Here is a 20092-nt window from a genome sequence, read left to right as displayed (position 1 = left end):
TGTAATTTATGACCAACTCAATCCGATCGGTTCTCGTCTTTCTCTTCGACCTGCTTGCGGTGGTGATTGCATGGGTCGGTGGAATGTGGATTCGCTTCAACTTCGAGTTGCCTGGCCATTACACACATAAGGTGTGGCTGGGCCTCGGCGTGCTGCTGGTCGCCCATGCCATCGCCTGCCGCTGGGCCGGCCTCTACCGCGGCATGTGGATCTTCGCCAGCCTGCCGGACTTGAAGCGCGTGCTGCGTGCGGTGGGCGTTTCCGCCCTGGCGCTGGTGGCGCTGGTGGCGCTCGACCGCATGCCGGGCCCGGTGATCCCACGCTCGATACTGGTGCTCTATCCGTTGCTGCTCCTGATGGTCATGGGCGGTGGACGTGCCGCCTGGCGGATGTGGAAAGAGCACCGCATCTACGGCAGTCTACGTGCGGAAGGCAAGCCGGTCGTCGTGGTCGGTGCGGGCACGGGCGGTGCGATGCTGGTGCGCGAGCTCGAGCGCAGCGCCGATTGGCAGGTGGTCGCTCTTGTCGATGACAACCGCGCCAAATGGGGTCTGGAGCTTCATGGCCACCCTGTGGCGGGCGGGATCGAGCAGTTGCCGCAGGTGCTGGAGGACTTCAAGGCGCAGCACGTGATCCTCGCCATGCCCTCGGCCGCCGCCGACTCGCTGAAGCGCGCCGCGGATCTGGCGGTGCGCGCAGGCGCGCATGTCTTCACCGTGCCCGGCATCGAGGACCTGATGAGCGGAAAGGTGGCCATCAACGCCATGCGGCCGGTGGATATTGAGGATCTGCTCGGGCGCGATCCGGTGAAGATCGATTCCGCCCACCTCAAGGACATGATCGGCGGCAAGACCGTGCTGATCACCGGCGCCGGAGGCTCGATCGGCAGCGAGCTCTGCCGCCAGCTCGCCCGCTTCGCGCCGGCACGGCTGGTGCTGTTTGAAGCAAGCGAGTTCGCGCTCTACAACATCGAGCAGTGGTTCCGCGTGCACAAGCCCGAGACGCAGATCGTGCCGCTGGCCGGCGACGTGAAGGACGCAGCGCGCCTCGACGAGATCTTCTCCACCTGGAAGCCGCAGCTCGTCTTCCACGCCGCCGCCTACAAGCACGTGCCGCTGATGGAAGTGGGCAACGCCTGGCAGGCGGTGCGCAACAACGTGCTCGGCACGCTGCTGGTGGCGGCGCACGCGCAGCGCCACGGCGCCGAACGCTTCGTGCTGATCTCCACCGACAAGGCAGTGAACCCGACCAACGTGATGGGCGCGACCAAGCGCCTGGCCGAGATGGCCTGCGAGGCGCTGCACAGCGCGGGCACGGCCAGCACGCAGATCGAGATGGTGCGCTTCGGCAACGTGCTAGGCAGCACGGGCAGCGTGATCCCCAAGTTCGCCGAACAGATCGCCCGCGGCGGGCCGGTAACGGTGACCCACCCCGAGATCAACCGCTACTTCATGTCCATCCCCGAGGCGGCGCAACTGGTTCTGCAGGCGGCGGCCATGGGCAACGGCGGCGAAGTGTTCGTGCTGGATATGGGCGAGCCGGTGAAGATCGTGGACCTCGCGCGCAACATGATCCGGCTGTCGGGCTATACGGAAGACGAGATCCGCATCGAGTTTTCCGGGCTGCGGCCGGGCGAGAAGCTTTACGAGGAGCTGCTGGCGGATGCGGAAGAGACGCGCGAGACGCCGCACCCGAAACTGCGCATCGCACGCTCACGGCCAGTGAATGGGACCTTCCTCGAAGAGCTGGAGCAGTGGCTGGCACAGCCGGGGCCGGTGGCGGACGAGGCGGTGCGGATGGGGCTGAAGCGGTGGGTGCCGGAGTATGAGCCGGCGCGGCACTAGGTTACTGCCCCCAGCAGCGGGATATACTCGGGTCTGGAAATCGGGGGCTGACCCCGGTTTCGCCCCGCAGGCGGGCGACCGACTGAGTGCGGCGAATCCTGGGAGGCGCTGAGTTCAGGCGTTGAACCTGCTCACAGCTCGACATCCTCATACAACCCATCCAGCGCCAGCTCGACCCCGACGCTTTCCACCCGGATGATATCGCCCTCGCCCGCCGGATGCAGTACCCACAGCCCCTCGCTGTTCTTACGAAAAAGATCGGCGTGCTTGCGGTCCTGCTCGATGAGCAGGTATTCCTGCAGGGCGTCGATCTGCTGGTAGAGCTCGAACTTGCGGCCGCGGTCGAAGGCGGCGGTGGAGTCAGAGAGGACCTCGATGATCAGGGCCGGATGCTGCTTGGCGAGGCTGGCCTCGGGCTCGCGGTCACGCGCATCGCAGGTAACGAAGACGTCAGGGTAGAAGACGGCGTCGGCGCGGTCGATGCGCAGCTTCATGCCGGAGACGAAGGCGCGGCAGGGCTTGCCAGAAAGGGTCGCGCGTAGTCCAGCGTAGGCATTGCCCAAGATCGTGTAATGCGCATCCGTACCGCCGGACATGGCAAACACCTCGCCGGCGAGATACTCGTGGCGTTCGGGCTGCTGGTCTTCCCACGCCATGTAGGCGTCAACGTTGAATTCGGGCTGGGTCTTGGGCAGGGCCATGGCGCGTACTCCTTATGTCGGCTGAGCATAGCCGGTCGATACAGCGGGCTCAAGCTGCGGGGCGAGCGTTCCGGCCAAGCCTGCTTCCGCGTCCACGGCTCAGGTAAGCCCCGGTTCCTCCCCGATCGCCTGCAGCCGCGCATACACCCCGCCCCGCGCCACCAGCTCCGCGTGCGTCCCCCGCTCCACGATGCGCCCGGCCTCCATCACCAGGATCTGGTCCGCCTTCTCGATCGTCGATAGGCGGTGGGCGATGACGATGGTCGTGCGGCCTTCCATCAGGCGCTCGATCGCTGCCTGGATCAGGCGCTCGGACTCGGTGTCGAGCGCGGAGGTCGCCTCGTCGAGGATCAGGATCGGCGCGTTCTTCAACAAGGCGCGCGCAATCGCCAGGCGCTGGCGCTGGCCGCCCGAGAGCAGCACGCCGTTCTCGCCGATCTCGGTGTCGAGGCCCTGGGGCAAGCGGTCGATGAACTCGCGCGCGTTGGCGGCCTCGGCGGCGGCGACGATCTCTTCGCGGCTGGCACCGGCAAGCTCGCCGTAGGCGATGTTCTCGGCCACCGTACCGTTGAACAGCGTGACCTGCTGGGTGACGAGCGCGATGTGACGGCGCAGGTTGGCGAGCGTGTAGTCCTCCACTGCCACGCCGTCGACCAGCAGCCGGCCTTCGTCGTGCTGGTAGAAGCGCGGGATGAGGTTGGCGAGGGTGGACTTGCCACTGCCCGACTTGCCCACCAAGGCGATCATCTGCCCCGGCTCGGCCTTGAAGTCAATGCCTTGCAATGCACGCCCTTCCGCACCGGGATAGGTGAAGCCCAGGCCCTGGGCCTCGACGCGGCCAGCGACGCGTTCGCGCGCGACCGTGCCGCTGTCCGGTTCAGGCGCCTCATCGAGCTGCTCGAAGATGCTGTCGGCCGCCGCCACGCCGCGCTGGATGCGCGCGCTGACGCCGCCCAGCAGCTGGATCGCGCGCGGCAGCAGGCCGGCGGCGGTGATGTAGGCGACCACGTCGCCGGCGGAAGCGTCGCCGCGCACCTTGAGCACGGTGAACAGCAGCAGCCCCATTGACGAATACACGATCAGGTGCATCAGTACCTGAAACGTCTCCTGGGTGCGCACCATTTTGAGCTGCCGCTTGGTGTTGTCTGTGCTCGCCTTGACGAAGCGCGCCGACTCATAGGCCTCGCCGCCGAAGCTGCGCACCACGCGATAGCCCTGGATGGTCTCGGAAGCGACGTGTGTGACCTCTCCCATCGAGGTCTGGATGTTCTTGGACAGGCGGCGGAACTTGCGGCTGGCGTTGGACACCAGCCAGGCGATCACCGGCAGCACCACGAGCAGGGTCAGCGTGAGGCGCCAGTTCATCCACAGCAGGTAGCTGAGCAACGCAACAACGGTGAGGCCCTCGCGGAACAGGATCTTGACCGCGTCGGTGGCGGCGTCGGTCACCATGGACACGTTGTAGGTGAGCTTGGAGACAAGGTGGCCGGAGTTGTTGGCGTCGTAGAAGCGGTTGGGCAGCACCAGGAAGCTGCCGAAGAGCTGGGTGCGCAGGTCGTGGATAAGACCAAGCGAGACGCGCGAGATGCCGTAGTTGCCGAGAAAGGTGCCCAGGCCCTCGAGCAGGGCGATGGTGACGATCATCACCGGAATGGCCATGACCAGATCAAGCGTGTCTAGCCAGGGCAGACCGGTCGAGATCGGCGCATCGGGTGCGGCGAGGCCGTCGATGAAGTATTTGAGCACGCTCGCCAGCGCCGCCTTGCAGGCCCCCGCAATGGCAAAGCCGAGAATGCTGAGCGCAAAGAAGCCGATGAAGGGTCTTGTGTAGCGGAGCAGGCGAAGGTAGACCTTCATGCTGCTCGTCTGCGGACTCGCTGCGCCGCCCAGCGCAGGATCGCTTACCTGCGCAGCAGCCACTGTACTTGTCGGGGTCGGGGGATTACTCATGGCGCGCAATGATACGGGGCAGCGGGGCTTGCGTCTCGCCACGCCATCAGTGCGCTTCGTCCCAGTTGTCGCCCGCCCCCACCTCGACCAGCAACGGCACCTTGAGCTCGGCGACACCGCCCATCAGCTTCGGCAGTTCGGTGCGAATCGTGTCGAGCTCGGATTTCGGCACTTCCAGCACCAGTTCGTCGTGCACCTGCAGCACCAGCCTGGACTTCAGCCCCGACGCGGCCAGCCAGGCGTCGGTGGCGATCATCGCCTTCTTGATCAGGTCGGCGGCCGTGCCCTGCATCGGCGCGTTGATCGCCGCACGCTCCGCGCCGGCGCGGCGGCCGGCCTGGCTGGCGCGGATGTCGGGCAGGTACAGCCGGCGGCCGAACACGGTCTCGACATAGCCTTGCTCGCGCGCCTCGGCGCGGGTGCGGTCCATGTAGGCCGCGACGCCGGGGTAGCGCGCGAAGTAGCGGTCGATCCAGCTCTGCGCAGCGGCGCGCTCGATGCCCAGGTTCTTGGCCAGGCCGTGCGCGCTCATGCCGTAGATGAGGCCGAAGTTGATCACCTTGGCGTAGCGGCGCTGCTCGCTGGTCACCTCGGCCGGTGCCACGCCGAAAACCTCGCCGGCGGTGGCGCGGTGCACGTCCTCGCCTTGGGCGAACGCTTCGAGCAAGCGGGCGTCGTCCGACAGGTGGGCCATGATGCGCAGTTCGATCTGCGAGTAGTCGGCCGACACGATGAGGTGCTCACGCGGCGCAATGAAGGCAGCGCGGATGCGGCGGCCCTCCGGCGTGCGGATCGGGATGTTCTGCAGGTTGGGCTCGGAGCTCGACAGCCGGCCGGTGACGGCGGTGGCCTGCGAGAAGCTGGTGTGCACGCGACCGGTCTTCGGATTGACCATGCGCGGCAGCTTGTCGGCGTAGGTGCTCTTCAGCTTGGCCAGGCTACGGTGCTCGAGCAGCAGCTTGGGCAGGGGGTAATCCTCGGCGAGCTTCTCGAGTACTTCCTCGTCGGTGGAGGGCTGGCCTGTGGCGGTCTTCTTGACCACCGGCAGGCCGAGCTTGCCGAACAGGATCTCGCCGAGCTGCTTCGGCGAGCCGAGGTTGAAGGGCTGGCCGGCGAGGTCTTGGGCTTCGCGCTCCAGATCGTGCAGGCGGCGGCCGAGTTCCTCGGAATGCTGGCTGAGCAGGAAGGGGTCGATCAGCACCCCGGTGCGCTCCATGCGCTGCAGCACGCCGAGCACCGGCATCTCGATGTCGCGGTAGAGGGCGTCGAGCACCGCCGTCCCTTGCAGCTGCGGGTGCAGGTGCCGGTGCAGGCGCAGGGTGACGTCGGCATCTTCGGCGGCGTATTCGGTGGCGCGGTCGATGGCGACCTCGTCGAAGCCGATCTGCTTGGCGCCCTTGCCGCAGACCTCGGTGTAGGGAATGGTGGCCAGGCCGAGGTGGCGCTTGGCGAGCGAATCCATGTCGTGCGGCTTGTCGCTCTCCAGCACGTAGGATTCGAGCAGGGTGTCGTGGGCGATGCCGCGCAGCGCGATGCCGTGGTTGGCGAGCACATGGGCGTCGTACTTGAGGTTCTGGCCGAGCTTGGCGTGCTGGTCCGACTCCAGCCAGGGACGGAGTTTGTCCAGCACCTCGTTCAAGGGCAGCTGCGCCGGCGCATCGGATGCACGGTGCGCCAGCGGCAGGTAGGCCGCCTCGCCCGGCTCGACCGCGAAGGACATGCCGACCAACTGCGCCGCCATCGGGTCGAGGCTGGTGGTTTCGGTGTCGAATGCGGTGAGCGCGGCGGCGGAGATCTTCGCCAGCCAGGCATCGAAGCCCGGCCAGTCGAGGATGGTCACATAGCCGCTGCGGTGGGCGCCTGCAATGCCCCCCGTAGGAGCGGCGCCAGCCGCGAGCTTTTCCTCGCCCGGCCCATCGCCGAAAAGGCTCGCGGCTGGCGCCGCTCCTACGGAAAAGCCTTGCGGGTGCGAGGAGCGTGGGAGCGGCACGAGCCGCGAGGGGTCGAAGGCGACATCGCCTGGGGCCTGTCCCCTGTTTCCCTGACCATCGAAGCGACGCGCCTCGGTCGCGGCCTTGGAGGCGGCGACGCTCGCTGCGCCGGCGTCCAGATCCTTGAGCCAGCCGCGGAACTCGAAGCGCTCGTACAGCGCGCGCAGCGCCACCTTGTCGTCCGCGCGCGCGGGCAGTTCATCGAGCGTCACCGGCAGCTCGACGTCGGTCGCCACCGTCACCAGCTTCTTGCCCAGCGGCAGGAAGTCCAGGTGTCGGCGCAGATTCTCGCCCACCTTGCCGCCCACCTTGTCGGCGTTGGCGACCAGGTTGTCGAGGGTGCCGTACTCGGTCAGCCATTTCACCGCCGTCTTGGGGCCGCACTTCTCCACGCCCGGCACGTTGTCCACCGTGTCGCCGACCAGCGCCAGGTAGTCGACGATGCGCTCGGGCGGCACGCCGAACTTGGCCTCCACGCCCGCAGAGTCAAGCACCTCCTCGCTCATCGTGTTGACCCACTGCACCCCGGGGCGTACGAGCTGGGTGAGGTCCTTGTCGCCGGTCGAGATCACCACCTCCCAACCGCGCTCGAGCGCCTTACGGGTGAGCGTGCCAATGACGTCGTCGGCCTCCACGCCTTCCACCGCCAGCAGCGGCCAGCCTTCGGCCTGCACCGCCTCGTGCAGCGGCACGATCTGCGCGCGCAGGTCGTCGGGCATGGGCGGACGGTGCGATTTGTACTCGGGATACCAGTCGTCGCGGAAGGTCTTGCCCTTGGCGTCGAACACGCAGGCGCGAAATTCTGCCTTGTAGTCGCTCTCCAGCCGCCTTAGCATCGACAACACCCCCCGGATCGCCCCCGTAGGCTCGCCCTGCGAATTGCGCAGGTCAGGCAAGGCATGGAAAGCGCGGTAGAGATAGCTGGAGCCATCGACGAGCAGCAGGGTGGGCATCTTCTGGAAAATCCTTGTCCTTGTTGGGGTCAGGTCTTGCATTTGCTCATCCGCGCTTCACCGGAACGAGCAAATGCAAGACCTGACCCCAGAGAGACACAACGAGAACAACAACATGACCGCGAAAGAAAAACTCCCCCGCAGCGCGCCCGACAGTACCGCGCCACGCTACAACGCGCGCGAGTCCTGGCGAATCTTCGGAATTATGGCAGAGTTCGTCGAGGCGACCGAACGCTTGGCCTCGATCCGGCCGGCGGTGTCGATCTTCGGCAGCGCGCGTACGCCGCCCGACCACCTGTACTACATGCTCACCGAAAAAATCGCCCGCCTGCTGTCGGATTCAGGCTTCGCGGTGATCTCGGGCGGCGGCCCGGGCATCATGGAAGCCGCCAACAAGGGCGCCTACTTCGGCAAGAGCCCCTCGGTGGGCCTCAACATCCAGCTGCCGCTGGAGCAGAGCGCCAACCCCTACCAGGACATCTCGCAGACCTTCCAGCACTTCTTCGCGCGCAAGTTCATGTTCGTGAAGTTCGCCACTGCCTATGTCGTCATGCCGGGCGGTTTCGGCACGCTGGACGAACTCCTCGAGGCGATGACGCTGATCCAGACCAGGAAGAGCCGCAAGATCCCGATCATCCTGGTGCACGGTCCCTTCTGGCAGGGGCTGCTCGACTGGTTGCGCGACCGGCTCGTCAGCGAAGGCATGATCAACCGCGAAGACCTCGACCTGATCCAGGTGATCGACAAGCCCGAGGACGTCGTCGAGGCCATCTTCAAGCACTACGAGCGCCGCGGCTTCCAGCCCCTGCCCACCGAGCGCGAGATGCTGCTCAACCTGTGACGGCGTCTGGGGCGGGCAAGCGTCTGGGGCTCCTGAGCATTTCTGGCTAGAATTGAGGCATCTTCAGGAGAACACCATGCGCCGCACCCTTTTGGCACTGCTGCTGGCCGTCAGCCTACCCGCCTTCGCCCAGCAACCCGCGGGCCTCGAGCCCATCCCCGAACCGCCGCCCATACCCGCCGGCATGAGCGAGCTCGACGAACCCGAAGTCACCATCGTCCAGCGCGGCGAGGACACCGTGGCCGAGTACCGCATCCGCGGCAAGCTCTACATGGTCAAGGTAACCCCGCCGCACGGCGTGCCCTACTACCTGATCGACAAGGAAGGCAACGGGCAGATGGTGCGCGACGACGCTGCGCCCGGCCTTGCCGTGCCGATGTGGGTGATCAAGTCTTGGTGAGCGCCGCGATCGTGCCGCCGGCGAGTCGGCAGAAAACGCCGATTCGCCATGGAACACCGGGGGCCACCCCGGACGTCCCGGCCGATCTCCCCGAGCGCCCTACCCGGGAACCCGGACAGGGGCAGCGCGTGCGAAGCTTTCCTGCGGTGCACACTGGCGCTGCACGCGTACTCATTCTGGGCAGCATGCCGGGCGAAGCCTCGTTGGCCGCCGTGCAGTACTATGCGCACCCCCGCAACGCGTTCTGGCCGATCATGGGCGCATTGTTCGGTGCCGGCCCCGAGCTGCCGTATGTGCAACGCCTCGAACGCCTGTGCGCCGCCGGTGTGGCCCTGTGGGACGTCATCGGCGCGTGCCAGCGCGAGGGCAGCCTCGACAGCGCGATCGCGCGCGACAGCATCGTGGCCAACGACTTCACCGCGCTATTCTCGGCCTGCCCAGGCATCGGCCACGTTTTCTTCAATGGCAGTGCTGCAGAGGCAGCCTTCCGTCGTCATGTAAAACGACCGCCAACTGGCCAGCCCCTGCGCTTCACCCGCCTGCCATCGACCAGCCCGGCGCATGCCGCACGCAGCTTCGAGGCCAAGCTTGCCGCCTGGCAGGCCGTGCGCTCCGCCGCCTGTGCGGCCGACGCACTCGCCGGCTGAGCCCCGGCGCCCTCTGACCCCCTCCCACCGGAGCCCGCATGTCCGTCTTCACCCCCGTTCCCGAATCCGCGCTCGCCGACTGGCTCAAGGACTATGCCATCGGCCGCCTGGTGGAACTCAAGGGCATCTCGGCCGGCGTGCAGAACAGCAACTTCTTCGTCACCACCACGCTCGGCCGCTACGTCCTCACCCTGTTCGAAGGCATGTCGCGCGCCGAGCTGCCCTACTACCTGCATCTGATGGCCCATCTTGCGCGCCACGGCCTGCCGGTGCCGGGCCCGATCGCCAACCTGCACAACGAATACCTCGGCACCCTGCAGGAGCGCCCGGCCGCGCTGGTGGTGCGCCTGTCCGGCGCTTCGGAGATGGCGCCCGGCGTCGAGCACTGCGCCCGTGTCGGCGCCATGCTTGCCGGACTCCACCTCGCCGGCCAGTCCTACGGCCGCCGCCAGCCCAATCCACGCGGCCCCGAGTGGCGTCTGGCCACGGCGCAGGCGGTGCGCGACTTCCTGCCCACTGACGAGCGCGCCCTGCTCGACGCCGAGATCGCCTTCCAGTCCGCACAGGCGCTCGCCAACCTGCCCGCCGGCGCCATCCACGCCGACCTCTTCCGCGACAACGTGCTATGGGACACGGATGCCGACGGCAGCGTGCACATCGGCGGCGTCATCGATTTCTACTTCGCCGGTCACGACGCGCTGCTGTTCGACGTCGCGGTCACGGTCAACGACTGGTGCTCCCTGCCCGACGGCGGCCTCGACGGCACCCGCTGCACGGCCCTGCTCGCGGCCTACCATGCCGAGCGTCCGTTCACCGCGGCCGAGCGCGCTGCCTGGCCCGGCCAGTTGCGCGCAGCCGCACTGCGCTTCTGGCTGTCGCGCGCAGCCGACTTCCACCTGCCACGCGCAGGCGAGATGGTGCTGGTGAAGGACCCCAACGAATACCGCGACATCCTGCGCCTGCGCATCGCGGACACCCCGCCACTGCCGCTATGACCGACGCTCGCCGCCCCCACCCTGCACCGCCCGCACCTGGCGACGTCGCCCCCGGCCACGCCCTCAACTGGCTCAGCGAGGGCTGGCGCCTGTTCATGAAGGCGCCCGGCGTGTGGGCCATCCAGGCGCTGATCTTCTTCGTCATCCTCACCGCGCTCGGCCTGATGCCCTTCCTCGGCTGGGCTGCGGCGCCGATCGCACTGCCGGTGCTGGTAGGCGGCATGATCGCCGGAGCCCAGGCCCTGGACCGCGGCGAGTCGCTGCGCGTCGACCACCTGTTCGACGGCGTTCGCCACCATGCGGGCAACCTGCTGCTGGTCGGCGTCTTCCATCTGCTCGGCCTGCTGCTGGCCGCCTTGATCGCCGCCGCCATCGGCGGCAGTGCGGCGCTGACCGGCGCCGCAGTCGGTGCCCTGGCAGGCATGGGCATGGCCGGCAGCGGCATGATGCTCGGCGTGGTGGTGTTTACCGTGCTGTGGGCGCTGCTCATGATGGCGCTGTGGTTCGCCCCCGCCCTGGTGATGCTGCACGAGATGGCCCCACTCGACGCCATGCGCCTGTCTGCACGCGCCTGCATCCACAACCTGCTCGCCTTCCTCATCCTCGCCGCGCTGCTCTATGTCCTGCTTTGGGTGGCGATGCTCCCCGCCGGGCTCGGCATGCTGGTGCTGATCCCGGTGATTGCATGTGCGCTCTATGCCGCCTGGAAGGAAACCTTCGCACCACAGCTCCCGGCGTCCCTGCCGATCGCTGCCGATGGCCCCGAATCTGCGGACCGAACGCCGGACGCCCCTCCTCCCCCCTGAACGCCCACGAAGAACATCAATGCAAGCAAACAGACTCCCCATGCAGCGCGGCTGGTCCTGGCTGCGCGAGGGCCTCGTCCTCTGGCGCCGCAATCCGGCGCTCATCACCTTCGCCACGTTCGGCTACCTGCTCTCGATCGTCGTGCTCAGCCTGGTCCCGCTGCTGGGCCAGCTCGCCGCCTCGCTGCTCATGCCGGCCCTGTCGGTCGGGGTGCTCAACGCCTGCCGCGCCATCGACAGCGGTCGCAAGGTCGGCCCGGACGTGCTGTTCTCCGGCTTCAAGACCAACCTGCAGTCCCTCATCGCGATCGGCGGCATCTACCTGGTCGCCACCCTGCTCGTACTCGTGCTGGTATCGCTGGTCGACGACGGCAGCCTGTTCGCACTCATGCGCGGCGAGGAGCCTGCCGAAGATGCCGGTGTCGGCTTCACGCTGCTCATCGCCCTCACCCTGTCCACACCGGTCGTCATGGCCTACTGGTTCGCGCCGGTACTGGCCGCCTGGTGGAAGGTGTCCCCAGCCAAGGCCTTGTTCTTCAGCTTTTACGCCTGCCTGCAGAACTGGCGCCCGTTCCTGGCCTACGCCATTGGCGTGGCGATTTTCGGCGCCATCCTTCCCGGCATCGTCATCGGTGTGCTCGGGCTGCTCTCGCCCGCGCTTGGCACGCTGGCCTCGCTGCCGATCCCGCTCATCGTCATCCCGGTGATCTTCGCCACCTTCTACACCGCCACCCGCGACGTTTTCGGCCTGCCCGACGCGCCCCCCGTGATCGACCGCAGCCCGCAGGACGCCGACGATGCCGGCTGAGCCGCGTCCGCCGGCAACCGCCGGGCCGCTCGGCCTGCTCGGCGGCACCTTCGACCCGATCCACCTCGGCCACCTGCGCCTGGCCGAAGAGGCGCGCGAGGCCCTCGGGCTGGCCGCCGTGCGCCTGATCCCGGCCGGTCACCCGCCCCACCGCGGCGAGCCACGCAGCAGTGCGGATCAGCGCCTGGCCATGGCCAGGCTGGCGAGCACCGGCAACCCGGCACTCGAAGTCGATGACAGCGAGGTACGCGCCGCAAGCAAGAGCTACACCGTGCTCACCCTCGAGCGCCTGCGCGCCGAACTCGGTCCCGCCCGCCCGCTGGTGCTCATTCTCGGCGCCGACGCCTTCGAAGGCTTGCCCGGCTGGCACCGCTGGCAGGCGCTCTTCGACCTCGCCCACATCGCCGTCGCCAATCGCCCCGGCTACGCGCCGCACGGCCGGCGCTGGCCTGCCACACTGTCGCCCGAGCTCGCCGCCGCGTGCGCGGGCCGCCACAGCAGCGACCCGGCCGACCTCGCCACAGCGCCCGCCGGCCGCATCGTGCCCTTCGACATGACCCCGCTCGCCATCTCAGCCTCGCTCATCCGCGATCTGGTTCGCACCGGCCACAGCGTGCGCTATTTGCTGCCGGATTCCGTTGTCGACTATATTGCCGCGCACCATCTTTACGAGGGCAACGGGACCTAGGGCCTTCCCATTTGCCGGGAACGCGCCCCCCACTTCTTGCCCTTCTCGCCCCCACTCTTCATTCCTGCCGAGCCCATGGACCTTCCCACCCTGCAAAACATCGTCGTCAGCGCCCTCGAGGACATCAAGGGCCGCGACATCGAGGTCATCGACACCTCGAAGCACACGCCGCTGTTCGATCGCATCGTCATCGCCAGCGCCGAATCGGGCCGCCAGACCCGCGCCCTGGCGCAGAACGTTCAGGACAAGGTCAAGGAGGCCGGCGGCGAGGTACTCAGCATGGAAGGCCAGGACACCGGCGAGTGGGTGCTGGTCGACCTTGGCAGCATCGTGGTGCACGTGATGCAGCCCGCCGTGCGCAGCTACTACAAGCTCGAAGAGCTGTGGAATACCAAGCCCGCCGGCCGCCAGGCCGCCGCCGGACGCTGACCAGGCGCCCGCGCGGCCGTGAAGCTCTGCATCGTCGCCGTCGGCCACCGCATGCCGGCCTGGGTACAGGCCGGCTTCGACGAGTTCGCCCGCCGCATGCCGCGCGAACTGCCGCTGCAGCTTGTCGAGGTGAAAGCCGAGCCGCGCACCAGCGGCAAGACCGTCGACGCCATGATGGCTGCCGAAGCCGCCCGCATCGAAGCCGTGCTGCCAGCACGCTGCCGACGCGTGATCCTCGACGAGCGCGGCGCCGACCTCTCCTCCCTGGCGCTGGCGCAGCGCCTGGAGACCTGGCAGGGCGAAGGCCAGGACGTGGCGCTCATCATCGGCGGCCCCGACGGTCTGTCCCCCGCCCTCAAGGCGAGCGCACACGAAGCCATTCGCCTGTCCAGCCTCACCCTGCCCCACGCCCTGGTGCGTCCGCTGCTGGCCGAGGCGCTGTATCGCGCATGGACGGTGCTGCGCAACCACCCCTATCATCGCGAATGAGTACTGCATGACGCCCATGTACCCGCGCATCTACCTCGCCTCCAAGAGCCCCCGCCGCCGCGACCTGCTGCGCCAGATCGGCGTGCAGTTCGACGTGCTCACCTTCCGTGACGGCGAGCGCGGCGAAGACGCCGACGTGGACGAAACGCCCCTGCCTGCGGAGCCGGTCGAGCGTTACGTCGAACGTATCGCGCTGGCCAAGGCCGAGGCCGGCATGCGCCGTGTGCTGTGGCGCAAGCTGTTGCGACGCCCGGTACTCGCCGCCGACACCACGCTCGAGCTCGACGGCGAGATCATCGGCAAGCCCAGGGACGCGGCCGATGCCCAGGCCATCCTCACCCGCCTGTCCGGGCGCCGCCACCGCGTCCTCACCGCACTGGCCGTCAGCGACGGCGAACGCACGCGCAGCCGGGTGTCAGTGAGCGAGGTCAGCTTCACCACGCTCTCCGAGAACGACATCCGCCAGTATGTCGCCAGCGGCGAGCCCATGGACAAGGCCGGCGCCTACGGCATCCAGGGCCGCGCCGCGGTGTTCATTGACGAGATTCATGGCAGCTACTCCGGCATCATGGGCCTGCCGCTGTTCGAGACCGCCAGGCTGCTCGACATCTTCGCCACCGAGGAGCGGCAGTGAGCATCGAATTCCTCATCAACTTCACCCCGCAGGAAACCCGCGTCGCGCTCGTCGAGCAGGGCGTCGTCCAGGAACTGCATATCGAGCGCACCGCCAGCCGCGGCATCGTCGGCAACCTCTACCTGGGCAAGGTGGTGCGCGTGCTGCCCGGCATGCAGTCGGCCTTCATCGACATCGGCCTCGAGCGCACCGCCTTCCTGCATGTGGCGGACATCTGGAGCGAACGCCAGAACGGCGAAGCCGCCCGCCCGATCGAGAAGATCCTCGCCGAAGGCCAGAACCTGCTCGTGCAGGTGCTCAAGGACCCCATCGGCACCAAGGGGGCGCGCCTGTCAACGCAGGTCAGCCTCGCCGGCCGGTTGCTGGTCTACCTGCCCCAGGAAAAGCACATCGGCATCTCCCAGCGCATCGAGGACGAGGCCGAACGCGAAGCCCTGCGCGTGCGTCTGACGGCACTGGTGCCCGAGGATGAACGCGGCGGCTTCATCGTGCGCACGATGGCCGAATCCGCGTCGGATGCCGAGCTCGCCGCCGACATCGCCTACCTGCGCAAGCTGTGGAGCGAGATCTCGGCCAGCACGGCCGGCATCTTCCCGCCCAAGCTGCTGCACGAGGACCTCGGCCTGGGGCAGCGCACGCTGCGTGACCTCGTTACCGACGAAACCACCCGCATCCGCGTCGATTCCCGGGAAAACTACCAGAAGCTCGCCACCTTCGCCGCCGAATACACGCCCCAGGTGCTGCCGCTGCTCGAGCACTACAGCGGCGAACGCCCGCTGTTCGAGCTCTACAACGTCGAGGAAGAGATCCAGAAGGCGCTCGCCCGCCGGGTGGATCTCAAATCCGGCGGCTACCTGATCATCGACCAAACCGAGGCGATGACCACCGTCGACGTCAACACCGGCGGTTTCGTCGGTGCGCGCAATTTCGACGACACCATCTTCAAGACCAACCTCGAAGCCAGCCAGGCGATCGCCCGCCAGCTCCGCCTGCGCAACCTGGGCGGCATCATCATCATCGACTTCATCGACATGGAGAACACCGAACACCGCGAGATGGTGCTCGAGGAGTTCCGCAAGGCCTTGTCGCGCGACCACACGAAGATGACGATCAACGGCTTCACGGCGCTCGGCCTGGTCGAAATGACGCGCAAGCGTACCCGCGAGTCCCTCGCCCACCTGCTGTGCGAGCCCTGCCCCACCTGCAGCGGTCGCGGCGAGGTGAAGACCGCGCGCACCGTGGCCTACGAGATCCTGCGCGAGCTGCTGCGCGAGGCGCGCCAGTTCAACGCCAAGGAGTTCCGCGTGCTCGCCGCCCCCAATGTCATCGACCTCTTCCTCGACGAGGAGAGCCAGTCGCTGGCGATGCTGTCCGACTTCATCGGCAAGAAGGTGTCGCTCCACGCCGAGGCCAGCTACACGCAGGAACAATACGACATCGTGCTGCTGTGAGCACTGCCATCGAGCACCCCGCCGAACCCCGCCCCGAACGGCTGCGCAATCCGTTCCTGCGCCTGGTCGCCGCCACCCGCCCGGCCTTTCTCGCCGTCACCCTGGTCGGCTGCCTTATCGGCATCTCCAGCGCGCACGCCAGCGGCCTTGTCATCGACCCGCTCAGCGCCGCGCTCACGCTGCTGTTCGCCCTGCTCGCACATGCCGGCGGCAACGTCATCAACGACTACCACGACGCCCTGAGCGGAGCCGACGACATCAACAGCGGCCGGATCTTCCCGTTCACCGGCGGCAGCCGCTTCATCCAGAACGGCGTGCATACGCCAAGGCAGACGGCGCTGCTCGGCTATGGCCTGCTTGCAGCAGTGGTGCCGGGCGGGCTATGGCTGACCTGGCAGGCCGGGCCGGGCCTGCTGCTGATCGGGATCGCCGGCCTGGCGCTGGGCTGGGCCTACTCCGCGCCGCCGCTCAAGCTGGTGTGCCGCGGCTTCGGCGAAGTCGTCATCGTGGCCTGCTGGCTGCTGGTCGTGGTCGGTGCCGACTTCGTGCAACGCGGCGCCTTCGACCTGCTGCCCGTCTTCGCCGGCCTGTCCTACGCCCTGCTGGTGGCCAACCTGCTGTTCATCAACCAGTTCCCGGACCATGACGGCGACGCCGCCAGCGCCAAGCGCACCCTGGTCGTGCGCCTGGGCCCGCAAACCGCCAAGTGGGGCTACCTGCTGATCGCCATCGCCGCTTACGCCTGGCTGATCGCCATGGTGGCCAACGAACTGCTGCCACAGAAGACCGCCGCCGCAGCGCTCACCGTCGCCCTGTCCTTCCCCGCCGGGCGCGACCTGCTCGAGCACGCCGCCGACCCGTCGGAGCTGACGCCTGCGATCAAGCGCACCATCGTCGCCGCGCTCGCGCATGGTGTCGTGCTGGCCGGCGTGCTGGCCTTCTCCTGAGACCGCCTCAGGGCGACACCCTCAGCCTGCCTCCGGGCTCAGTGCGCCGACCCGATAACTTACATATACTTGTTCTCGAGTAGCCCTGAAGAGAACTATATGTGATGTCGAAATCCTCACTTGCACTCGATGCCCTGCCTCCCGAGGTGAGCCGCTCGCTGCAGACACTCGGCGAGCACTGCGCCTTGGCGCGCCTGCGGCGCAAGGAGTCGCAGAAGCAATGGGCCAGCCGCCTGAGCGTTTCGGTGCCAACCTTGATCCGCCTCGAAAAGGGCGACCCGACGGTGAGCATGGGCGTGTACGCCACCGCGCTGTGGCTGATCGGCCTGTCGGCCGGGCTTTCCGAGCTGGCCGACCCGGCCAAGGACCTGCGCGCACTCGAATCCGACGTCCGCGAGGCAAGCCGCCTGCGCGTCAGGCGGACGCGCGCGTCGCGCACCACACCGCCCCCCGCGCCGAACGCCGAGGACGACCAGTGAGCCTGCATCCGGCACTGCCCGACACGCTGTACCTTTGGCACCTCGGCCAACCGGCGGCCCCGCGCGTGGTCGGCACGCTCAACCTGGTCATGAACCGCCGTGGTGTCTCGCTGCGCTATGCCGATGCCTGGCTCGAGGACGGCTTTGCGCTCAGCGAGGACCTGCCCCTCACCGACGTCGAGCACTTTCCCCACGACAAGGACAGCGCCGCCGGCGCCGTCGACGACGCGCGGCCCGACCGCTGGGGCGAGCGCGTGATCCGCCTGCTCGACCGGCCACCGCGCCTGTCCGTGCTCGACTACCTGTATTACGCCGGTGACGACCGCTTCGGTGCATTGGGCGTGTCGCCCCGTGCGGACGCCTACCAGCCGCACGAAATCGGCCCGCTGCCGCGGCTTGGCGATCTGCAGGCGGTGCACGAGGTGGTCCGCCGGGTGCTGGCGCGAGAAGCGGTCGACGAGCGCCAGAAGCGGCTCCTCGCCCCTGGCGTGACCATGGGTGGCGCGCGGCCGAAGGCCTTGTTCGAGCTGGAGGGCGCGGAATGGGTAATCAAGTTTGGCGAAGACGACCGCCCAGCGGAGCCGCTGATCGAGCATGCGACGATGACCCTGGCCGCAAGGGCGGGAATCCAGGTCGCCGAGACGCGCCCGATCGTGCTCGGGCGGGACGTGGCGGTTGCCATCCGCCGCTTCGACCGTGCCGCCGGCCGGCGCCTGCACGCGCTCTCGGCCAAGGTGGCCCTGCGCGCCGCCGGCGTCGAGCTGTCCTACCCCGATCTCGCGCTGCTGCTGCGCCGGCGGGGAAAGACTGCGACCCATCGGCAGCAGATGCACGAGCTCTTCCGGCGCCTCGTGTTCAACATCCTGATCGACAACACGGACGACCACGAGAAGAACCATGTCCTGCTGGTCGGGCCGGAGCAGCACTATACGCTGGCGCCCGCCTTCGACATCCTGCCCTGCGCGCAGTCGCTCGGCTACCAGGCGATGGAAGTGGGCGAACGCGGCGCCGAGTCATCGATCGACAATGCGCTCAGCGCCTGCGCGCAGTACTGGCTGAGCCCCCAGGCCGCGCGGGACGAAGCGCGCCGCGTAGCCGAAGTGATCGAAGGCTGGCGCGCGCACTTTGTCGCCCAGGGGGTCGGCGAAGCCGACCTCGATGAGTTGGGCCGGCATATCGACCGCCCCTTCCTGCGTGAACAGCGCCAGGCGCTGCAAGGACGCTGGTGAGCCTCAAGCGACGAGCAGACCCGTCAGGAGACCGAGGCGCCACCCGCTGTACGAAAACCCACCTGAGGCGCCGAGGCCGGGCCGGACACTGTTAGACTTGCGGCTTCGCAAGCTCCCGACCCGGCCACCATGATCGGACGCATCACCGGCACCCTGCTGGAAAAAAACCCGCCGCAGATCCTCGTCGACGTGCACGGCGTCGGCTATGAGATCGACGTGCCGATGAGCACCTTCTACAACCTGCCCGCCACCGGCACCACGGTGAGCCTGCACATCCACCATGTGGTGCGCGAGGACGGCCACTTCCTGTTCGGCTTCGCCACCGACGAGGAACGCGCGACCTTCCGCCAGCTGCTCAAGGTCTCGGGCATCGGTGCGCGCATGGCGCTGGCGGTACTGTCAGGCCTGTCGGTGAATGACCTCGCGCAAGCGGTGGCGCTGCAGGAGGCCGGACGGCTGGTGAAGATCCCTGGCATCGGCAAGAAGACGGCCGAGCGCCTGCTGCTCGAACTGCGCGACAAGCTCGGCAAGGCCTTGCCCAACATGGCGGGCGTACGCCTGGCAGCGGCGCCCGGAACCGCCCCGGACGCGAGGAGCGACATCCTCAACGCCCTGCTGGCGCTCGGCTACAACGAGCGCGAGGCGCTATCGGCGATGAAGGGCCTGGCCGAAGAAGTCGGCGTGTCGGACGGCATCCGCCAGGCACTGAAGGCGCTGTCGAAGGGCTGAATGGAGGCCGAGCCGAAGACATGATCGAAACCGACAAGCTCAAGGCGGTCGCGCCCGCCGAACGGCTCATCTCCGCCACCCCTGCCGACCGCCAGGAAGACGCCATCGAGCGCGCACTGCGCCCGAAGCGTCTCGCCGAATACGTCGGCCAGGCCAAGATCCGCGAACAGCTGGAGATCTTCATCCAGGCCGCACGCAAGCGCAGCGAGGCGCTCGACCACGTACTGCTGTTCGGACCACCCGGCCTGGGCAAGACCACGCTGGCGCACATCGTCGCCGCCGAGATGGGGGTGAACCTGCGCCAGACCTCGGGCCCGGTGCTGGAGCGCGCTGGCGACCTCGCCGCGCTGCTCACCAACCTCGAGCCGCACGACGTGCTCTTCATCGACGAGATCCACCGCCTCTCGCCGGTGGTCGAGGAAATCCTCTACCCTGCGCTGGAAGACTTCCAGATCGACATCATGATCGGCGAAGGGCCGGCCGCGCGCTCGGTCAAGCTCGACCTGCCGCCCTTCACGCTGGTCGGCGCCACGACTCGCGCAGGCATGCTCACCAACCCGCTGCGCGACCGCTTCGGGATCGTGTCGCGGCTGGAGTTCTACACGCCGGAGGAGCTCGGCTTCATCGTCAGCCGCTCGGCGCGCCTGCTCAACGTCGAGATCGACGACAACGGCGCACTCGAGATCGCCCGCCGCGCCCGCGGCACGCCGCGCATCGCCAACCGGCTGCTGCGCCGGGTGCGCGACTATGCCGAAGTGAAGGCAAACGGCCACATCACTGCCGCGGTAGCCGATGCCGCCCTGCGCATGCTGGATGTGGACAACCTTGGCCTCGATCTGATGGACCGCAAGCTGCTGTCGGCAATGCTGGAGAAATTCGGCGGCGGTCCGGTCGGCCTCGACAACATCGCCGCTGCGATCGGTGAATCCACCGACACCATCGAAGACGTCATCGAGCCTTACCTGATCCAGCAGGGCTACCTGCAACGCACGCCGCGCGGGCGCATGGCCACGCACTCGATCTGGCAGCATTTCGGGCTTGCGCCGCCACGCAGCGGCGGCGACCTGTTCGCCCAATAGCA

At 67.8% G+C, this 20092-nt stretch carries 20 protein-coding genes; 17 read left to right on the top strand and 3 right to left on the bottom strand.

Going from position 1 to position 20092, the window contains the following annotated elements:
• Positions 1 to 8: 8 nt before the first annotated feature.
• A complete protein-coding gene (locus LQF09_RS02945) occupies positions 9 to 1844 on the top strand; it encodes a polysaccharide biosynthesis protein (RefSeq protein ID WP_333482876.1) in 1836 nt (611 codons plus the stop codon).
• A gap of 131 nt (positions 1845 to 1975) precedes the next feature.
• On the opposite strand, the gene LQF09_RS02940 is transcribed toward LQF09_RS02945, so the two are convergent.
• The 3 genes from LQF09_RS02940 to polA form a co-directional block, all read right to left on the bottom strand.
• Positions 1976 to 2545, bottom strand: a complete 570-nt coding sequence (locus LQF09_RS02940; protein WP_270069153.1) for a Uma2 family endonuclease — start codon at positions 2543 to 2545, stop codon at positions 1976 to 1978.
• A gap of 99 nt (positions 2546 to 2644) precedes the next feature.
• Positions 2645 to 4402 carry a lipid A export permease/ATP-binding protein MsbA gene (msbA, locus tag LQF09_RS02935; protein ID WP_270069152.1) on the bottom strand — a complete coding sequence of 586 codons (1758 nt, stop codon included), beginning with the start codon at positions 4400 to 4402 and terminating at the stop codon, positions 2645 to 2647.
• A 139-nt stretch (positions 4403 to 4541) separates the two neighbouring features.
• On the bottom strand, positions 4542 to 7439 hold the full coding sequence (polA, locus tag LQF09_RS02930; RefSeq protein ID WP_270069151.1) for a DNA polymerase I: 2898 nt from the start codon (positions 7437 to 7439) through the stop codon (positions 4542 to 4544).
• A gap of 115 nt (positions 7440 to 7554) precedes the next feature.
• Between polA and LQF09_RS02925 the strand changes: the two genes are divergently transcribed.
• The 16 genes from LQF09_RS02925 to ruvB all read left to right on the top strand — a co-directional run bounded on the left by LQF09_RS02925 (position 7555) and on the right by ruvB (position 20090).
• Positions 7555 to 8280 carry a TIGR00730 family Rossman fold protein gene (locus tag LQF09_RS02925; RefSeq protein WP_270069150.1) on the top strand — a complete coding sequence of 242 codons (726 nt, stop codon included), beginning with the start codon at positions 7555 to 7557 and terminating at the stop codon, positions 8278 to 8280.
• Positions 8281 to 8356: 76 nt separating this feature from the next.
• Positions 8357 to 8680 (top strand): DUF2782 domain-containing protein, encoded by a 324-nt coding sequence (locus tag LQF09_RS02920; protein ID WP_270069149.1) that lies wholly within the window; start codon positions 8357 to 8359, stop codon positions 8678 to 8680.
• 185 nt (positions 8681 to 8865) lie between these two features.
• Positions 8866 to 9327 (top strand): DNA-deoxyinosine glycosylase, encoded by a 462-nt coding sequence (locus LQF09_RS02915; protein ID WP_270069912.1) that lies wholly within the window; start codon positions 8866 to 8868, stop codon positions 9325 to 9327.
• 38 nt (positions 9328 to 9365) lie between these two features.
• Complete coding sequence (locus LQF09_RS02910) at positions 9366 to 10322, top strand: homoserine kinase (RefSeq protein ID WP_002933148.1); 957 nt, start codon at positions 9366 to 9368, stop codon at positions 10320 to 10322.
• Positions 10319 to 11128: a BPSS1780 family membrane protein gene (locus LQF09_RS02905; RefSeq protein WP_002933146.1), complete on the top strand. Its 810-nt coding sequence runs from the start codon at positions 10319 to 10321 to the stop codon at positions 11126 to 11128. Before LQF09_RS02910 ends, LQF09_RS02905 begins: the two co-directional genes overlap by 4 nt.
• 19 nt (positions 11129 to 11147) lie before the next feature.
• Positions 11148 to 11936: a BPSS1780 family membrane protein gene (locus LQF09_RS02900; protein WP_269745391.1), complete on the top strand. Its 789-nt coding sequence runs from the start codon at positions 11148 to 11150 to the stop codon at positions 11934 to 11936.
• Positions 11926 to 12624 (top strand): nicotinate-nucleotide adenylyltransferase, encoded by a 699-nt coding sequence (nadD, locus tag LQF09_RS02895; protein WP_270069148.1) that lies wholly within the window; start codon positions 11926 to 11928, stop codon positions 12622 to 12624. Before LQF09_RS02900 ends, nadD begins: the two co-directional genes overlap by 11 nt.
• Before the next feature lie 75 nt (positions 12625 to 12699).
• Complete coding sequence (gene rsfS, locus LQF09_RS02890; RefSeq protein WP_002933138.1) at positions 12700 to 13053, top strand: ribosome silencing factor; 354 nt, start codon at positions 12700 to 12702, stop codon at positions 13051 to 13053.
• A gap of 18 nt (positions 13054 to 13071) precedes the next feature.
• Positions 13072 to 13542 carry a 23S rRNA (pseudouridine(1915)-N(3))-methyltransferase RlmH gene (gene rlmH, locus LQF09_RS02885; protein WP_270069147.1) on the top strand — a complete coding sequence of 157 codons (471 nt, stop codon included), beginning with the start codon at positions 13072 to 13074 and terminating at the stop codon, positions 13540 to 13542.
• A 7-nt stretch (positions 13543 to 13549) separates the two neighbouring features.
• Positions 13550 to 14176, top strand: a complete 627-nt coding sequence (locus LQF09_RS02880; protein ID WP_002933133.1) for a Maf family protein — start codon at positions 13550 to 13552, stop codon at positions 14174 to 14176.
• On the top strand, positions 14173 to 15627 hold the full coding sequence (gene rng / locus LQF09_RS02875) for a ribonuclease G (protein ID WP_002944981.1): 1455 nt from the start codon (positions 14173 to 14175) through the stop codon (positions 15625 to 15627). The genes LQF09_RS02880 and rng overlap by 4 nt, the downstream gene beginning before the upstream one ends.
• Positions 15624 to 16574, top strand: coding sequence for a prenyltransferase (locus LQF09_RS02870; protein ID WP_270069146.1), 951 nt, complete (start codon positions 15624 to 15626; stop codon positions 16572 to 16574). Before rng ends, LQF09_RS02870 begins: the two co-directional genes overlap by 4 nt.
• Positions 16575 to 16678: 104 nt before the next feature.
• On the top strand, positions 16679 to 17053 hold the full coding sequence (locus tag LQF09_RS02865) for an XRE family transcriptional regulator (RefSeq protein WP_270069145.1): 375 nt from the start codon (positions 16679 to 16681) through the stop codon (positions 17051 to 17053).
• Positions 17050 to 18282, top strand: coding sequence for a type II toxin-antitoxin system HipA family toxin (locus LQF09_RS02860; RefSeq protein WP_002933125.1), 1233 nt, complete (start codon positions 17050 to 17052; stop codon positions 18280 to 18282). Before LQF09_RS02865 ends, LQF09_RS02860 begins: the two co-directional genes overlap by 4 nt.
• Before the next feature lie 129 nt (positions 18283 to 18411).
• Positions 18412 to 19011 (top strand): Holliday junction branch migration protein RuvA, encoded by a 600-nt coding sequence (gene ruvA / locus LQF09_RS02855; RefSeq protein WP_270069144.1) that lies wholly within the window; start codon positions 18412 to 18414, stop codon positions 19009 to 19011.
• Between the two features lie 20 nt (positions 19012 to 19031).
• Positions 19032 to 20090, top strand: coding sequence for a Holliday junction branch migration DNA helicase RuvB (gene ruvB / locus LQF09_RS02850; protein WP_002933113.1), 1059 nt, complete (start codon positions 19032 to 19034; stop codon positions 20088 to 20090).
• Positions 20091 to 20092 lie beyond the last annotated feature (2 nt).

It is taken from the genome of Thauera sp. WB-2, from assembly GCF_027594845.1.
Classification (GTDB): Bacteria; Pseudomonadota; Gammaproteobacteria; order Burkholderiales; family Rhodocyclaceae; genus Thauera; species Thauera mechernichensis.
This window is presented reverse-complemented; position numbering and strand designations above follow the sequence as displayed.

Excerpts from the sequence above, each read along its gene's own strand:
- LQF09_RS02945 (WP_333482876.1), top strand. The coding sequence starts at position 9 with ATGACCAACTCAATCCGATCGGTTCTCGTCTTTCTCTTCGACCTGCTT.
- LQF09_RS02940 (WP_270069153.1), bottom strand. The coding sequence starts at position 2,545 with ATGGCCCTGCCCAAGACCCAGCCCGAATTCAACGTTGACGCCTACATG.
- msbA (WP_270069152.1), bottom strand. The coding sequence starts at position 4,402 with ATGAAGGTCTACCTTCGCCTGCTCCGCTACACAAGACCCTTCATCGGC.
- polA (WP_270069151.1), bottom strand. The coding sequence starts at position 7,439 with ATGCCCACCCTGCTGCTCGTCGATGGCTCCAGCTATCTCTACCGCGCT.
- LQF09_RS02925 (WP_270069150.1), top strand. The coding sequence starts at position 7,555 with ATGACCGCGAAAGAAAAACTCCCCCGCAGCGCGCCCGACAGTACCGCG.
- LQF09_RS02920 (WP_270069149.1), top strand. The coding sequence starts at position 8,357 with ATGCGCCGCACCCTTTTGGCACTGCTGCTGGCCGTCAGCCTACCCGCC.
- LQF09_RS02915 (WP_270069912.1), top strand. The coding sequence starts at position 8,866 with ATGCCGGGCGAAGCCTCGTTGGCCGCCGTGCAGTACTATGCGCACCCC.
- LQF09_RS02910 (WP_002933148.1), top strand. The coding sequence starts at position 9,366 with ATGTCCGTCTTCACCCCCGTTCCCGAATCCGCGCTCGCCGACTGGCTC.
- LQF09_RS02905 (WP_002933146.1), top strand. The coding sequence starts at position 10,319 with ATGACCGACGCTCGCCGCCCCCACCCTGCACCGCCCGCACCTGGCGAC.
- LQF09_RS02900 (WP_269745391.1), top strand. The coding sequence starts at position 11,148 with ATGCAAGCAAACAGACTCCCCATGCAGCGCGGCTGGTCCTGGCTGCGC.
- nadD (WP_270069148.1), top strand. The coding sequence starts at position 11,926 with ATGCCGGCTGAGCCGCGTCCGCCGGCAACCGCCGGGCCGCTCGGCCTG.
- rsfS (WP_002933138.1), top strand. The coding sequence starts at position 12,700 with ATGGACCTTCCCACCCTGCAAAACATCGTCGTCAGCGCCCTCGAGGAC.
- LQF09_RS02880 (WP_002933133.1), top strand. The coding sequence starts at position 13,550 with ATGACGCCCATGTACCCGCGCATCTACCTCGCCTCCAAGAGCCCCCGC.
- LQF09_RS02865 (WP_270069145.1), top strand. The coding sequence starts at position 16,679 with ATGTCGAAATCCTCACTTGCACTCGATGCCCTGCCTCCCGAGGTGAGC.
- ruvA (WP_270069144.1), top strand. The coding sequence starts at position 18,412 with ATGATCGGACGCATCACCGGCACCCTGCTGGAAAAAAACCCGCCGCAG.
- ruvB (WP_002933113.1), top strand. The coding sequence starts at position 19,032 with ATGATCGAAACCGACAAGCTCAAGGCGGTCGCGCCCGCCGAACGGCTC.